Annotated in this window: 12 protein-coding genes; 6 read left to right on the top strand and 6 right to left on the bottom strand. The window is 57.0% G+C overall.

Annotation, left to right across the window (positions count from 1 at the left end; genetic code table 11):
- The first annotated feature begins 251 nt into the window (after positions 1 to 251).
- The 6 genes from FVE66_RS19645 to FVE66_RS19620 all read left to right on the top strand — a co-directional run bounded on the left by FVE66_RS19645 (position 252) and on the right by FVE66_RS19620 (position 10,109).
- A complete protein-coding gene (locus FVE66_RS19645; RefSeq protein ID WP_151449185.1) occupies positions 252 to 752 on the top strand; it encodes a hypothetical protein in 501 nt (166 codons plus the stop codon).
- A gap of 164 nt (positions 753 to 916) precedes the next feature.
- On the top strand, positions 917 to 1,417 hold the full coding sequence (locus FVE66_RS19640) for a hypothetical protein (protein ID WP_151449184.1): 501 nt from the start codon (positions 917 to 919) through the stop codon (positions 1,415 to 1,417).
- 389 nt (positions 1,418 to 1,806) lie between these two features.
- Positions 1,807 to 2,307, top strand: coding sequence for a hypothetical protein (locus FVE66_RS19635; RefSeq protein WP_151449183.1), 501 nt, complete (start codon positions 1,807 to 1,809; stop codon positions 2,305 to 2,307).
- A gap of 239 nt (positions 2,308 to 2,546) precedes the next feature.
- The gene (locus tag FVE66_RS19630) at positions 2,547 to 7,826 is read left to right on the top strand and encodes a calcium-binding protein (RefSeq protein WP_161993349.1); all 5,280 of its coding nucleotides are present in this window, start codon (positions 2,547 to 2,549) and stop codon (positions 7,824 to 7,826) included.
- An 896-nt stretch (positions 7,827 to 8,722) separates the two neighbouring features.
- The gene (locus FVE66_RS19625; RefSeq protein WP_151449181.1) at positions 8,723 to 9,052 is read left to right on the top strand and encodes a hypothetical protein; all 330 of its coding nucleotides are present in this window, start codon (positions 8,723 to 8,725) and stop codon (positions 9,050 to 9,052) included.
- 70 nt (positions 9,053 to 9,122) lie between these two features.
- A complete protein-coding gene (locus FVE66_RS19620) occupies positions 9,123 to 10,109 on the top strand; it encodes an ImmA/IrrE family metallo-endopeptidase (RefSeq protein ID WP_161993348.1) in 987 nt (328 codons plus the stop codon).
- Here the strand turns inward: FVE66_RS19620 and FVE66_RS19615 are convergent, their stop codons facing one another.
- The 6 genes from FVE66_RS19615 to FVE66_RS19585 form a co-directional block, all read right to left on the bottom strand.
- On the bottom strand, positions 10,110 to 10,925 hold the full coding sequence (locus tag FVE66_RS19615) for a hypothetical protein (protein WP_206668798.1): 816 nt from the start codon (positions 10,923 to 10,925) through the stop codon (positions 10,110 to 10,112).
- A 12-nt stretch (positions 10,926 to 10,937) separates the two neighbouring features.
- The gene (locus FVE66_RS19610) at positions 10,938 to 11,237 is read right to left on the bottom strand and encodes a DUF4031 domain-containing protein (protein ID WP_151449179.1); all 300 of its coding nucleotides are present in this window, start codon (positions 11,235 to 11,237) and stop codon (positions 10,938 to 10,940) included.
- 141 nt (positions 11,238 to 11,378) lie between these two features.
- Positions 11,379 to 12,317: an alpha-glutamyl/putrescinyl thymine pyrophosphorylase clade 3 protein gene (locus tag FVE66_RS19605; RefSeq protein ID WP_151449178.1), complete on the bottom strand. Its 939-nt coding sequence runs from the start codon at positions 12,315 to 12,317 to the stop codon at positions 11,379 to 11,381.
- Positions 12,310 to 13,284: a thymidylate synthase gene (locus tag FVE66_RS19600; protein ID WP_151449177.1), complete on the bottom strand. Its 975-nt coding sequence runs from the start codon at positions 13,282 to 13,284 to the stop codon at positions 12,310 to 12,312. Before FVE66_RS19600 ends, FVE66_RS19605 begins: the two co-directional genes overlap by 8 nt.
- A gap of 62 nt (positions 13,285 to 13,346) precedes the next feature.
- Positions 13,347 to 14,507 (bottom strand): methyltransferase, encoded by a 1,161-nt coding sequence (locus FVE66_RS19595; RefSeq protein ID WP_151449176.1) that lies wholly within the window; start codon positions 14,505 to 14,507, stop codon positions 13,347 to 13,349.
- A gap of 532 nt (positions 14,508 to 15,039) precedes the next feature.
- Positions 15,040 to 15,675: a 2-hydroxychromene-2-carboxylate isomerase gene (locus FVE66_RS19585; protein ID WP_151449175.1), complete on the bottom strand. Its 636-nt coding sequence runs from the start codon at positions 15,673 to 15,675 to the stop codon at positions 15,040 to 15,042.
- Positions 15,676 to 15,692: the final 17 nt, after the last annotated feature.

Here is a 15,692-nt window from a genome sequence, read left to right as displayed (position 1 = left end):
TCCGATCTTCGACTACATCAGGCATCGTTGCCAATTTTCGACGATTTCTCATCCCGTCACCGCCCATTCTGTCTGGTGATCGAGCAATTCAATCTTCTTAGTCCATCTGTGCGAAAGCGCCCCTCTATCCGGCGAGGGCCGCAATTGCTAATGTCATCAACCGTTGCTGCCTGGATTGGCGACGACGCATTCGATCGCGTTGGCCGACGCTAAAAATTTCGCACCTCCGTTGCCTCTTGAAGGAACACCTCATGCCATTCGTGAACGAGTACATCCCGCCGGACGACGTCAAGAAATATCGCATCGAGGAGATCTTCAGGAAGGTGTACCCCGGCTTTAATGGATCGACACATTGGACCATTGACCGCGAACGCAACATTTACTTTCGGGAGGTCCAGCGCGGGAGTGGGGAGTATTTTTATCGGACAACCAACACCTTCTTTTGGAAGGAACGGCTGATCTGGGTAACCCTGGATGGACTGAACAATGAGGCAGCTCAGCAAGCTGAAGGAGAACGGTTTGGTGGGGACGAGCCAGCAGATCCAAAAGGCAGCGCTCTCACCTTCAAACTGGTGCATTGGAGCGAGGATGGCTTTGGCTTTCTTACCTCGGAATTGCAGCCAATGCGAGTCCAGATAATCCGGGATCTGAGGGAGGCGCTGGAGGCAAGTCATGGCGGCATCGGTGTTCGAGCAACCCGGAAACATCTGCCATGTCATGTGACGCTGATTGTGGGGGCGAAGGTGTCATGACCGGACCAGTCCAAGTAGTTCGCCCCCCTGAATCAATGCGCACACTGGCCTGACAAGTCGGCGCAAGGAATTGGATTTGAACGCGTCGTCGTTGACGACGGGGTCGATCGCGTTGGCCGGTACTAAGAATTTCGCGCCTCCCTTGCCCATTGAAGGAAGCCCTCATGCCATTCGTGAACGAGTACATCCCGCCGGACGACGTGAAGAAATATCGCATCGAGGAGATCCGCAAGAACGTGCAGGTCGGCTTTAGCGGATCGGCCCAGTGGACCATAGACCGCGAGCGTGACATCTGCTTTCGGGAAGTCTGGCGCGGGAGTGAGGATTTTTTTTATCGCACGACCAACCACTTCTATTGGAAGGGACGGCTGATCTGGGTAACCCTGAAGGGGTTGAGTAAAGAGGAAGCATGGAGAGTTGAAGGAGAGCGGTTTGGTGAAGAAGATCCAGCGGATCCAAGAAGTCGATTTCTTCGCTTCAGACTTGTGCATTGGACGCAGGACGATTTCAGTTTCTTATCCCCGGAGCTAAAGGCAAAGCGGGTCGAAATCATCCGGGATTTAAAGCAGGCGTTGGAGGCGAGTAAGGGCGGTGTGGGCGTCTACGCGTCTCAGCCCGACCGACCGTGCCATGTGACGCTGATTGTAGGGAAGGAAGTGTCATGACCTTCCTTACATTCCAGCAAGCGTTGGATTTTTTGCTGAGCAGTCCTGCGCAGGTCGTCAACCTGAATCAATGCGCACACTAGCCTCGCAAGTCGACGCAGCGAATTCGATCCGAGTCGTCCTGAAGAAGCGGCCAAAAAGGCGGTTTTCGCATGGCCTCGACCGGTCTCACGCATCCCCGTACGCGATGGCAGCGTCGCTTCATCTTTGCCGGCCGCTGACCAATTCCAACTGTCGCGTTCTGTCGACGGACGCCACTAATACATCATTAACATCCGCCCGATCGTCAACGGCATCAGGCATCGTTTCGTCATCGTTGACGACGCGTTCGATTGCGCTCGCCGGCACTAAAAATTTCGCCTCTCCCTTGCCCATTGAAGGAAGCCCTCATGCCATTCGTGAACGAGTACATCCCGGCGGACGATGTGAAGAAATATCACATCGAGGAGATCAACAAGAAGGTGTACCTCGGCTTTAATGGATCGACACAATGGACCATTGACCGGGCACGCGACATCTACTTTCGCCAAGTCGCGCGCGGGAGGGAGGAGTTTCGCTCAGAGACGATCAACACGTTCGATTGGAAAGGACGGCTGATCTGGCTAACCCTGGAGGGGTTGAGTAAAGAGGAAGCACAGCAAGCTGAAGGCGAGCGGTTCGGTGAAGGTGAGCCGGTAGATCCGAGAAGCCGCCTTGTAGCCTTCAAACTCGTGCATTGGAGTGAGGATGGTTCAGGGTATCTCTCATCGGAATTGAAGGCAAGGCGGAGTGAACTCATCCGGGATCTGAAGGAGGCGCTGGAGGCGAGCAAGGGGGGTATCGGAGTCTACGCGTCCCAGCCCGACAGACCTTGGCATGTGATGCTGATTGTGGGTAAGGAGGTGTCATGACCTTCCTCGCATTGCAGCAAGCGTTGGATCTGTTGCTCAGCAGTCCCACGGAATTCGCAACGCCGGAATCACTGCGCAGGCTGGTCGCGCAGGTTGATGCGACGAACTCGACCGGTTCTGTCACCGTTCTCTACAGCGGAAATATTGCTCCGGGGGTCAGAGGAGGCCAAGTTGTCAAGGGCATGCTGGCTAACGGCGAAAATATTCGCGTCTTAGACAAAACGGATGCCGGCCTTTTATTGGATAGGCCCGAGTTCCGCAATGCCGTAGCGCGAGCCCATGGTGTCGATGTCGAGGACTTTGACGTCAAAGATTTTGCGAGTCCCGAAAAGACCGCCGCCAACAATTTCCTCTACAGCGGTACAAATCCTGACGGCACCAGGATCGCCGGCGTCTGGGAAGACGCTGCAGTCCGCTTCGTTGCTTCGACCCACGGCGAAGTGCGCACGCTCGTCGGAGGCGCAGATCCCGAGCGTGTCTTCGCAACTGCCGAAGTCCAGGCAATGCGCGCGAACGTCAACATCACGCACGTGGACGGCATTCCCGCCGAAGCGCTGCGGGCTCGGCCCGAGTCGCAGATTTTCGAAGCAGTGCGCGCCCAATCCGAAGCATTGAGCGCCAATCTGAAGATTGCCGTCGATAGCGACGGAAACATCCTGAAGGTGGGCGAAGTTCCCCGCGTCGACACCCGCGACTTCTTTGCCAGCACCCCCGGCATCGCCGCCGCCGACCCCGTGATCCATACGGCGATGCGCAGCATGGCCGAACTCATTCCGCCCGACCGCATCAGCACCTACATCGAAGGCAGCCAGGTGCTGCGCGAAATCCGCTCGTCCTACGAGGACACACTGCGCCACTCCAGCGACCTGGATCTGAAAGCCGCTGCGTACAAGGCGCTGGATCGCATGGGCATTGCGGGCGACGTTCTGGCGCTGGGCCTGGTGGCGCGCGCGGCCAATGCCGCCCACGCAGAGGGCGACACCGCCAAGGCCTTCGAACTCGTCAGGGACTGGTCGGCCGAATTCCTCGGGGGCCTGGCCGGTGGCTTGTTGGCGGCCAAGCTGGCCAGCGCAGCGCTGACGCCGGTGTACCTGACCGGTCCGGCCGGCGCGATCATCGCTGGTGCGCTGACGCTGGCTTCAGGCTTTGCCGGCGCCGTGGTCGGGGGCGACCAGTTCAAGCAATGGGTTGGCCAGTTGAGTGACGCCGCCGCCGCGCTGGCTCTCAACGCCACCGTCGGCCCCAGGCGGCTGGATCCGCTGGCGATTGACCTGGATGGCGATGGACTGGAAACCACCAGCGCCACGACAGGCCCGGTCGTGCTGTTCGATCACGATGCCGACGGCATCAAGGCCGGCACCGGCTGGCTGGCGCCGGATGACGGCTGGATCGTGTTTGATCGTAACCGCAATGGCATGGTTGATTCCGGGCGCGAACTGTTTGGCGTGAACACGATCAAGAACAACGGCACACTCGCGACGGACGGCTTCGATGCCCTGAAAGAGCTCGACATCAACGGTGACGGCCGCATTGACGCGCAGGACGCTGCCTTCGGCAGTCTTCGCATCTGGCGCGACCAGAACCAGGACGGCGTAAGCCAGTCCAGCGAGCTGAGCACTCTCGGCGTTGCCGGCATCGTCGCGATCAACGTCAATGCCAGTGCGAGCATGACGAATCTGGGCAATGGCAATTTCCAGACCGCCACCGGCAGCTTCGTGTGGGCCGATGGCAGGGCTGGCACCACTGGCGAATCCATGGGCGATGTCGCCAACCTGGAACTGGGCGTCAACACCTTCCATCGGCAGTTTGACGACACGATTGCGCTCACCGACCAAGCCAGCGTCTTGCCCGACATGCAGGGTTCCGGCCGCGTGCGCGACCTGCGCGAAGCGGTCAGCCTGTCGCCCGAACTGGGTGAGGTGCTCCATGGCTATGCCATCGCGCGCACCCGCGACGGGCAGTTGGCCCTGCTCGACGATCTGATTGCCCAGTGGGCCGATACTTCCGACATGCTGTCGTTGAAGATGCAGGCCGAAGCACTGGCAGCCCAGGGCGTGACGCTCACCTATGACCTGCCTTCGCTGGCCGCCACACCGGCAGCGCGCGACGCCTTCCTGGACAAGCTTGGCGTGGTCGAGCGCTTCATGGGCTTTACCTATGGCACGACCGGCGGCGGTGCACGCTTCACCGCACTGAGCGCCGGCGATGGCGACCTGTCGGTTCGTATGGTGCCGAACCAGATCGCAAACGTCGAGCGGGCGTATGAACGCCTCAAGGCCGATATTTATGAATCGCTGCTGCTGGTGACCCGTCTGCAGCCGTATTACGACCAGGTCCAGGTCAGCGTGGCAGACGGTATCCCGGCTCTCGACCTGACCGGTGTGGCGGCTGCATTTCGTTCAGCCATCCAGCAGCACCGGGACAGCGGTGTGGTCGACATGATTGAATTCCTGAGCGTGCTCGGGCATCGCAGTGCGGCAAACACCGGACCGGACCTGGCAGCGCCGGTGATCGCCGAACTCGAGGGCACGCCCGACCTGGGCGCTTACACGAACGATCTCGCAAGCTGGGTCCTCAGCCTGGCCAATTCGGGGCGTGCCAGCCAGACTGGCGACAGCACCGCCGAACTGCTGGCGACATCGGACCTTGCCGACACCGTCCGTGCCCGCGACGGCAACGACGTAGTGATCGCCAGGGCCGGCGACGACATGATCTATGCCGAGGCCGGAAACGATACGCTGTCCGGCGGTGCCGGCGCCGACACGCTCGATGGCGGCTATGGCAGCGACACCCTGGTATTCCATCGCGGCGATGGCCATGACACCGTTGTCAGTCCCTATGCCCAAAGGAGCATGGGCGATGTCGATACCCTCTACTTCGCTGACCGCAATGCGGCCGACATCATTGTCGAAGGCCGTGGCAAGGACCTGGTATTTCGCTCCCGTGATATGGCCGGTAGCGAGACGGGTGGTGGTGAAGCCGACAGCGTGACGGTCGCCGCCTACTTCGGCGAAAAAGGCGCAGTGATCGACCGCGTGCTGTTTGCCGATGGCGTGCAATGGGACCAGGCGAGCTTGCAGGCCATTGCCCGGTCCGCGCCCAACTTCGGCACATCTGGCAACGATAATTTCGGTGGCTTCGACGCCATCGCGGCCACCTTCTTCGGTGGTAATGGCAACGATACCCTGCGCGGTGCAAACGGCGCCGACCTGCTCAATGGTGACGCAGGCCATGACAACCTCACCGGTTTCAAGGGCCACGACACGCTCGCCGGCGGCACCGGCAATGACACGCTCAATAGCGGCGCGGGCAGCGACACCATGGTCTACCGGCGCGGCGATGGCAGCGACACGGTCAACAACAGCCAGTTTGATCGTGGCGCTGGCGACATCGACACGCTGCAACTGCCCGACCTGTTGCCATCGGATTTGACGTTCGAGCGCATCGGCACCGACTTGCTGATCCGGGTGGCCGACGACGGCGGCACGATCCGGTTCTCTGGCATGCTCGCCGGCGCAAATCCAAACAGCATCGACCAGATCGTGTTTGCCGACGGCATGCTCTGGAGCCGGGCGCAACTGCTGGCGCCGGCCATACCGAACTACGGTAGTTCCAACAACGACACGATCGCGGGTTACGAAGGTGGGCCCAACATCAGCTACGGTGGTGACGGCAATGACGCGCTTCATGGCGCAAGCAGTGCCGATTTGCTGGACGGCGGCAGCGGCAACGACCTGCTGCGTGGCAACGCCGGCAATGACACCTTGAGTGGCGCAGCCGGTGTCGATACGATCAATGGCGGCGCAGGGAGCGACCGCATCATTTACCGGCGCGGCGATGGCCGCGACACGATCGACAATCCCGGTTACGACAAGAAGGCCGGCGACGTCGATACGCTGCAGTTGTCGGGTATTGATCAATCCGACCTTGGCTTTGAGCGGATCGGCAACGACCTGTTGATCCGTTTCGGCGAGAGTGACGACGGCAGCGCCGGCAACACGGCCAGTACCGATTCGATCCGCGTGACCGGCATGTTGGGCGGCACCAGTCCCGCCAGCCTGGACCAGCTGGTATTTGACGATGGCACCGTGTGGAGCCGGGCGCAATTGATGGCGCAGGCGATCCCTTTCTACGGCACGGCGGGCAACGACATCCTGCGCGGCTCCAGTGGTGCGCCCAACCGGATTTTTGCGGGTGACGGCAACGACAGGATCGTTGGGGCGGAGAGCCATGACTGGCTTGAAGGCGGCCACGGCAATGACACCGTGTACGGGCTTGCCGGCAACGACACCCTGATCGGCGGGACGGGAAATGACCTTCTGTACGCCAGCCACGGCAGCGACACCATTGTGTTGCGCCGGGGCGATGGCGAAGACGTGATCGATAACAGCTGGCGCGAAAAGAGCAGCGGCGACATTGATACGCTGCAATGGGTCGACGTGCTGTCAACCGACCTGAATTTCGAGCGCTCCGGCAGCGACCTCGTGATTCGCCTGGCCGGCGGCGCTGACTCGGTCCGGGTGGTGGGCTATCTGGAAGGTGCTAATCCTGACAGCATCAATCGCCTGGAATTCGCCGATGGCAGCGTGTGGGACAAGTCGGCATTGCTGGCGCAGCCGCTGACTACGCGGGGCACAGCGGCGAATGACACGCTCAAGGCGTCCTTCGCGGCGCCGAATTTCTTGCATGGCGAAGCAGGCAACGACACCATCACCGGTGGCAATAACAATGATTATCTCCATGGCGGTGCCGGCGATGACGCACTGACCGGCGGCAACGGCAATGACGTGCTGGTCGGCGGCGATGGCGCCGACGTTCTGCGCGACACCGGCACCGCTGGCACCGCGGGCATGACCGGCGGGCAGAACTTGCTTTCCGGTGGCGCGGGCAACGACGCACTTCACGGCGGCATGGGCGCCGAACTGTTCGCCGGCGGGACAGGGGACGACATCATCGATACTGGCGGCGGGCCGGACATCATCGTCTTCAATCGTGGCGATGGGCAAGACACCGTGCTGGCCGGCGCGGGCCAGGATGACACCGTGTCGCTGGGCGGCATCCAGTTCAGCGAGCTGGCGCTGAAAAAGAATGGCAATGACCTGCACTTGCTGACGGGCGGCTCGGACATGCTGAATCTGAAAGACTGGTTCCTGACGCTGGAGCACCGCAGCGTGGCGCTGCTGCAACTGATCCACCCGGACGCAAACGGCGCGGCGCCGCCCACGGTCAGCAGCGTCGACTTCCACGAACTGGTCGCGCATTTCGAGCAATGGCAGGCGATCGATGCATCAACCGCCGCCTGGGCGCCTGCCAATGACAGTACCGAGCTTGCGGTCTCGGCCAGCGCAGGACAGGCAATCGGCGGCGCGCTGGCCGCCGAGTATGCAGTCGGTGGATTCACCGGTGAAGCGGGCTACAGCACGGCGCAACTGGTGCTGGCCAACCCTGGTTTTGGTTGGCATCAGCAGGGGACGGAGTTTAGCGATACCGGGCTGGATCTGATTTTGCGGCTTGGTTGAGCGCTTGGCAGACCGTTTGGCAGGCCAAAAGGTCCCTTGTCTTGCCCGGCCTTTCCCGCTAAACCAGTGGGGCCAGTGGATTTGTGGATTGCAACTGGCCAATGGGGGGAGCAGGAATATGGCGACTACTCGGAATCAGAACGCACGTTCTTCCTTTTTTGAGTGAGGGGTGACCCTCCAAAGAAGAAAGAGTACCCATTTTTGCCGGAGAGTTCAAGAATATCTTTAATAATCAATGGCTTAGTATAGCCATGAGGAGCAAATTGTCGACTTCCCGAGTAATTCTCGCAACAGTTAAGTCCGACCGCTACTTTGATTTTTCAGCGGTCAGCGTTTTCACCCAGTTGGTCAATACGATCAGCTCAATCCAGGCGGGTGTCTGCGGGCCTTACCTAATAATGCTTATTATCAGGTAAGAATTTTTAGGGTTTTTCATCTCTGTCCGGCCAGCGTTTGCCGAGCAAGGCTATCTTGGCTCTGTAGCAGTATAGAAAAAATAAAATCTGACAAAAGTAGTAAATTTTGACAAAACGCTAGGCCCTGATTCGCGATGGCCTCATTGTTTCTAAGCTTGGAAGCTCCGGCCTTTCAGATTGCTTAAGATTAGCAATAACAGGCTCTGTGGGGGGCAAAGCCGGCTTGGACGGCTCAGTTCGCTGGGATCTATTCTAATTGACCGACGGATCGATGTGGCCGTTCCTGCTTGAAAACCTGCTAAGCAAGATCTACGCGGATTCGAGCTAATTTTAAGGGATCGCGGGGCCGACAACAAAACCGGTCGACCTAATTGTGGTGGCGCGCAGCAATCAGGAAAGCATAGTTAAGCTGCACCTATTACTAGTGGAAAGTGACCAAAATGCATTATCATTGCATCAATTCAACCTCCAATCCAAAACTTGGAACTCTCTTTCGTTTCGCCAGAAATTCGCGATCTTTGCTTGAACGTGCAAACCGCCATCGATGCGATTGGCGAGCACGACTTTTCGGTATTGAAACAACGACTAGCTGACTTGGATGCGGTGAACAATGCTGCTGAGTATATGGACCTCTTCCAGGACGATGTCAGCGTCTCTGAAGATGGTTCGGAGCTTTATATCAAGCTCAGCACCATGGTTCTTATCGTCGCACAGGCCCACACTAACCTTCCTGTTGCCGCCACTGGCCAAATAGACTGGTCGCGTGTTAAGCGAGTTAAAATAGTAAGCTTGGAGAGAATCGATGATTAATGCTACTTTCATACCAGACTGGGCAGTCCCGCCAGGGGCGACTGTCCGAGCCCTAATGGAAAAAAGGGGAATGACGCCACGTGACCTGTCCGGGTACTTACGAACGACTGCTGAAGACATTGAGCATCTCTTAGACGGCAACTATAAAATCAATGCTGAAATTGCCCAAGGGCTTTCTGGATTCGTCGGTGGCTCGCCAAGCTTTTGGCTGACTCGTGAAGCTCAGTATCGCGCATCGGTAGAACGTGTAGAGATAGCAAAGAGCTGGGCAAGCTTGTTCCCTGTTTCGGAGATGGTGCGGATGGGATGGCTCACATCAGCATCTGATCATTTGTCTCAGATCCATGCATGCTTAGCGTTTTTCGGCGTCGGGACAACAGACGAGTGGTTCCAGATGTATTCGAATGCTAGGGACCAGGCCGCATTCCGAAACACCTCTAAATTTGAATCCTCAGACGGAGCGGTACTTGCCTGGTTGCGGAAAGGCGAATTGGAGGCTCAAAAGCAATCATGCCGTAAATGGGACAGGCAAGAACTACAGAATCGCTTGCCTGCGCTGAGGGCTCTGACCCGATTTTCCCACCCGGAACAGTTCATCCCGCAACTTCAGAATATATTAAAGGAGTGCGGCGTTCGCGTTGTGATCTTGCGTCCCACTAAAGGATGCAAGGCACACGGGGCGACGTTCTTTTCAAATGGCCATCCGGTTGTGCTGCTTAGCTTCCGCTATCTATCCGACGATCAATTTTGGTTCACGGTATTTCACGAGATTGGGCATTTAATACTGCACAGTGAAACTAAGAGGTTCGTAGAGGGTGATGGAAGTGCGACTGGAAATGAAGAAAATGAAGCAAACGAGTTTGCTTCATTTTCTCTAATTCCTCGTGAGTATGTGCAAGCGCTGAAAACACTAGGCGCGAATGGTCGGGCTGTTATGAGGTTTGCGAAAGATATTGGCATTGCACCCGGGATCGTTGTTGGACAAATGCAACATCAAAAGTTGGTGACATTTTCCCAGCTAAACAACCTGAAGCAGCGATATAAATGGGCAGATTGATCAGGTAATAGATATCATTTCGCGCTTGGTCGTTGCCGAAATCCAAGAACCTATCGATTCACGCACCTTGCTCGTGACACCAAAACTACTCTGGATGTTGTGGCTATAACCGAGAACCAATATTTCTCTGTTTAGTTTCCTATTTCCGATTTTTGACAACTTGCCGAAATAAGAAAAGCCGCTCACCCCATCGCCTCGTGATCGCGGCAAAGTCCATTCATCCATCCTCAGCGCTTGTAACTTAACTTCGCAGAGGGATTCGAAAGTACGAATGACTGCTTGGCCATTCAGAACTAGAATTCTTATATCGGAATTTGCAATGAGGTTTCCAAGGAAATCTCCCCCTACATTAAGCAGAGCTTGCCTCGCTGTTCCGGATAGTTCACCCCATTTCGTTGAGGTTGCGTAGGGGCATAGGTCTAGATGACATGCTTCAGAAAACATCCCATAGAATGAACAATCAGAACCAATGATTATTTTATCTAGAGCTCTGAACCACCCATCATAGGGATTGCCAAAGAAATATTTCGAGCACGCATGGGCAATTGCATCGAACTGTTCGCCTGAAGCATCGCTCCACCGTTGGAGGCCTAATGATGTCAATGTAGGAAAGCGCCGACTATTCTCAGTTAGCTCTTCACCCATGGCATTCACAAACTCGCGATTGCTTGGATTCAAGCCCACTGTAGCCAGCTTGGCTGTATCTAAACTCCCAAAATAAGGGACTGGACAAGCCCAGGGTAGCGCTGACCATTTCTGCACATCCGACGACTCAAGCGCACTAGTCAATTGCCGAAAAATCTCTCTGCGCTTCAAGATATCCTCTTACTAAGGAAATAGATCAAGCTGAACGGGCGGCTTGGGAACTGATGCCAATTCATCCTTTAACGCCCGAGCACATTGGATAATTTGTCTTCTATCCCCTACTAATACCCCGAGTGCAATTGCTCGCGCACGCGTTTGAGCTGTCAGATCATAGTGGGGGTATGAGGCGCTTACTTGAAACCATTCATGTCGCAGGCCTAGTCGGCGCGCAATCTCATGCAGCTCGTTCAGCGAGTCCGCTACGAGATGGCACCAAGCATTACCTCTCCACTCAATCGCCACATTATCTACGTATGCTGCCATCAGACCATTTTGTAATTTGCAAATAAATCTAGATACACCCTCAGCGCGCGCACTAGGCGCACGCTTTGAGAAGTTTGCGATAAGGTCGGAACCTAACCGCCGTGCGGCTGAGCACATTTTTCTCGCATTGGAATCATTAATTCAGCCGGCGAACAATCGATAACGTTCAGGTGACTTTTGCCAATTGCAGAGCGAGTCCTCGATGACCTGCATGTTAACACCTAGTTGATCCCCCATGACGCGAAGCCGGCACTCCAACTCTCTCGATGATAGTCCTGCCCCAACATTTCCCTGCAACATCAACTTTGCGCCATTTTTGGGACCTGTCGAATCTGCGACGTATGCTTTGGGGGGCTTAATTCTGGCGATGGCCAATTTGCCCAACATGGTCAGATAATCGAACTTTGCAATTCTTCCGAACGAAATTACTGCATCCATCTGGTTGTACAGCGAATCAAAGGCAGCATAGTCGTCATTGTTATTGTCAGCATATACATTTGCGATCAGCTGGGCGTGGCCGCCGCCTTGCAGTACCCAATCGACATAGCTAAGCACCGCTGCACCGGTCCCCGTCGGGCTATCAGCATCCATGCTTTGATACTTTCGATGATTTCCAAATCCGCGGCGACGTCCACGTAACAGGTGCTCTTGATTAGCGCGCAACCAGTCACGAAAATCATCTGGGTGTCTGGACACATTGGCCCAGGTCCAACCAGGCTCCTCTCCTAGCTTCCCATAGACCTCTCGCAGGAATCGCCACTTTGCTATTGGGTGCATTCCGAAATGCACGAACAAAAAAGTAATCCAACAGGCTTCGTCCACGTTGCCGCGTCGATGAGCTAAGATAGCTGCCCGAACCGGATCGAACATTTCTTCGTTTGGGTTGGCTCTGCGAGGTGAAATCGGCCGCTGTGAGACAACAGAGACAAACTCGACACGACGAATGCTATCAACAACCTGCATAGCAAATGCGCGCCTTGCTGCATCCAGCTCAATGCCAGGAAGGGGGAAGTGTTCCTCCTCAACGATTAATAACGTGTCTTCGATTCTTTGAAGTGTTTGGGCGTTGTGTCTATACATTGCTGTCTCGTAGTTTGGAAACGCGAGCATCTATGAACATGCCGTATGCCTTGTTCGTGATTGCCCCGGCGATCTGTTCGCAGGCCGCAAGCGCACCTGCTGGCCTTAATTTGGTCAAGCTATAGATCGCAAGCAAGCGGCAGATGTCTGCCCAGTACGGATCCATCGCTGGTATTTCGGCGAACGGATCCACCCGAACCCCGGCTTCGAATTCCAGTATTTCTTTGATCCCATTCCATGGGTCACCCATAGGCATGGGGGCCATCGGAACAATATTCTGGAAGCCCTCACGCAGATATTCTCCAGCGCCCTCTATGTGCTTGTCATATAGATGGAAGCTACCAACTGTATGCAAGTAGGTGCCGAGCTCCACGTTCAAAGTTCGTGCAATCAGTTCCTGCAACATGGTGAAGGCAAAAATGTCATGCGGGAAGCCCAGGTAAGTATCGTTCGAGCGCATGCTGACTAATAGGTGGAGCTGTCCATCCCGCAACAGGAACTGCAAAGTACACGTACAAGGAATCGCATCCTCTTCCGAGTCCACATCGTCGGCATCGATTATTTGGATCACGGCTTGTCGTGACGACGGCTTCCGGCTGAGCAGGTCGATGACATTCTGAACCTGGTCAATACCTCGCCAGTTGAAAAGACGGTTCCCATATCCGCTGCGCACGGTCTTTTTGTCTGCCGACTCGTTCTGGTATTTATCCGGAACGAACCAATCGATGTAATCGAGCTCGTTAGCCTTTGAGAGATACCAGAAGAGTTCCCCAATTGCGCTAAAAACCTTACTGCGGCTCTCCGACCGGCTGAGGCGGGCACGAGGATTCGTCAGTACAAACGTCGGCCCAATTACTTCGCAAAAATCACCGCGCGTAGCTTTCCTTGGCTCACCTTTAGCAAACAGGTGCTGAAGTGCCTTATTCAGCAAATCATCGACAGTAGAAGCTTCAATACGGACGGACATAGAATTGCCATGCAGGCTATTAATGTTGCATGGTAACCAATTTATTTCCTCCTGAAAAGTGATCACTGGCGCGCGAGCCGCCACAGCGATGTAACCTCAGCAGAGCGCGCGGCATGCAGCAGATCGGTGCCGGCGGTTGCCTTGGCATGTGTTGGCCGCGTGTCGATTTTGCCGATCACTTTCAAGCCACCGGCCTCTATCCATGCCAGCAATTCGTCACGCGAGCGCAGGCCGAGATGTTCGGCGATATCGGACAGGATCAGCCATCCTTCGCCGTCAGCCTCGAGATGTTCCGCCAATCCCCCGAGAAAGCCGCGCAGCATGCGGCTCTCGGGATCGTAGATTGCGGACTCGATCGGGGAGCTGGGGCGTGCCGGAATCCACGGCGGATTGCAGACAACCAGCCCGGCGCGGCCGGCCGGGAACAGGTCGGTTCGTTGCAGCTCGACCTTTTGGAGCAAGCCAAGGCGCTCGATATTCTCGCGTGTACAAGCGAGCGCGCGGCTGTCCTGATCGGTGGCGACCACATGCGCCACGCCACGCATTGCAAGCACCGCTGCCAGCACGCCGGTGCCGGTCCCGATATCGAACGCGAGCGCCGTCGACGGTAGCGGTGCTTGTGCAACCAGGTCGATATATTCACCGCGCACCGGCGAGAACACCCCGTAATGCGGATGAATGCGCGCCCCCAACGCCGGAATTTCGACGCCGTTCTTGCGCCATTCATGGGCGCCGATCAGGCCGAGCACTTCGCGCAGCGACACTACCGATGCTTCGCCGCCCGCGCCGTATGCTTCTTCGCAGGCCTGTCGTACGTCGGGTGCGCGGCGCAGCGGAATTTTATAGTTCCCGTCCAGCGGCAGCAGCAGCATTGCCAGCGTGCGGGCGCGTTGCGATTGTGCCTGCCGGTGCAGGTGAAACGCTTCGGTCATCGACATCGGCTGTTGCGGCCGCCCTGCTGGCTTGACGGCTTTCTTTGGCTTGCGGTCAATGCGGCGCATCATTGCCTGCAGCAGCTGACGCGCATTCTGAAAATCACCGCGCCACAGCATCGCCGTTCCTTCGCAGGCAAAACGATAGGCGGTATCGGCAGTCAGGCGATCATCGGCGATAACGACGCGCTTTGGCGGCGGCAAGCCGGCTTCGGAGCGCCAGCGGGCAGCGCAGGGCGCGTCGTTTTCAGTCCAGCGTAGAACTGGCGCCGCATTATCTTGTTCTTGCATGAAATATGAGACTTTCGCGCGGTCGTGATGTCAGCCGCATCATACGCGCTAAAGCGGGATTTCCGGCAGCCTCCGGTCCGAACGAGAGCATGCCAATTCCGACGTTCCGGGAAAAATATTCGGCGACTCCTGCGGGAATCGAATCGGCCAGGTCACAGGAAGACCTTTGCGCCTTACGGCACTGGAGCGTCGCTTCTACCTGTGTATTCTGTCCATCAAACTGGTCTTGAGCCAGTCGCGGCCACCTGCGTTCATGGCGGCGGTTATGACTTCGGGTGGCAGGCTATAAACCGTGGCCCAGGTTGCGCGGCCGTCGGCGGCATTGGACGGGAAACTTGTCGTTTCTACAGGCCAGTGATATTTGCGCTTCAAGGTCCTGACGATCGCGGCAAGCGTCACGCGTCCGCGCAGCGGTTCGGCACGAGTCTGGTCCGTGTTTGAAAGCAGCACCGCAAGTACGGCGCCACGTCCCGTACGCGGGCCGGGAAACACGGGAGCCTTGGCAGGCATTTTTGTGGGCACGAGGCCAGGCTCAGATCAATTTGAAAGGCACGGCAGGGCGCTGGCTGGTGATCGCAGCGTCCAGCAGGTCAAGGCGATCCTGCCCCCAGAAAGGTTCATCCCGGTACATGTAGAAAGGCGTTCCGAAAACTTTTCGCTCCACGGCTTCGTCGGTCAATTGCTGTACTTCGGCATGGCGTTCGGCGGCGTTGCTTGCCTCAAGAAGTGCGGCGCCATCCAGGCCTGACTTGTCAGCCACGGCCACCATCACCGCCGGATCTTCCACATTCAGGTCGTCGACCCAGAGCACCTTCAGCGCATTGTGAACGAACTGCGTTACGTCCTGCCCCTGGGCCAGCGCTGCCAGCAGCATGCGGTGCCCGATCTCGGGATTGGATGGATGATGCTTGGGCTTCAGGACCAGTGGAATGCCGCGGATGTCCCGCCAGCGTTGCATCTCGACGAACCGGTAAGCTTGCCGCTGCGGTGGCCGTTGCGTGACAGGCAAGCCGCCGCCCGCCTTGAAAATTGCGTGCAGGTCGATCGGCTTGTAGATCACCTCGGCATTGTGCCGCTTTACAAGCTGCGCAAAGGCCTCGCTCCCGATGTAGGACCAGAGGGAGACGAAGCTGAAGTAATACTCAATGCGCGGGCGGGATGAAGACATCGATGGCTTGATTTGAT

Source organism: Lacisediminimonas profundi, assembly GCF_008831265.1.
GTDB lineage: Bacteria > Pseudomonadota > Gammaproteobacteria > Burkholderiales > Burkholderiaceae_D > Lacisediminimonas > Lacisediminimonas profundi.
Note: the sequence above shows the minus strand (reverse complement) of the source record. Positions and strands in the feature narration are given on the sequence as shown.

Excerpts from the sequence above, each read along its gene's own strand:
- FVE66_RS19645 (WP_151449185.1), top strand. The coding sequence starts at position 252 with ATGCCATTCGTGAACGAGTACATCCCGCCGGACGACGTCAAGAAATAT.
- FVE66_RS19640 (WP_151449184.1), top strand. The coding sequence starts at position 917 with ATGCCATTCGTGAACGAGTACATCCCGCCGGACGACGTGAAGAAATAT.
- FVE66_RS19635 (WP_151449183.1), top strand. The coding sequence starts at position 1,807 with ATGCCATTCGTGAACGAGTACATCCCGGCGGACGATGTGAAGAAATAT.
- FVE66_RS19620 (WP_161993348.1), top strand. The coding sequence starts at position 9,123 with ATGACGCCACGTGACCTGTCCGGGTACTTACGAACGACTGCTGAAGAC.
- FVE66_RS19610 (WP_151449179.1), bottom strand. The coding sequence starts at position 11,237 with ATGGCAGCATACGTAGATAATGTGGCGATTGAGTGGAGAGGTAATGCT.
- FVE66_RS19605 (WP_151449178.1), bottom strand. The coding sequence starts at position 12,317 with ATGTATAGACACAACGCCCAAACACTTCAAAGAATCGAAGACACGTTA.
- FVE66_RS19600 (WP_151449177.1), bottom strand. The coding sequence starts at position 13,284 with ATGTCCGTCCGTATTGAAGCTTCTACTGTCGATGATTTGCTGAATAAG.
- FVE66_RS19595 (WP_151449176.1), bottom strand. The coding sequence starts at position 14,507 with ATGCAAGAACAAGATAATGCGGCGCCAGTTCTACGCTGGACTGAAAAC.
- FVE66_RS19585 (WP_151449175.1), bottom strand. The coding sequence starts at position 15,675 with ATGTCTTCATCCCGCCCGCGCATTGAGTATTACTTCAGCTTCGTCTCC.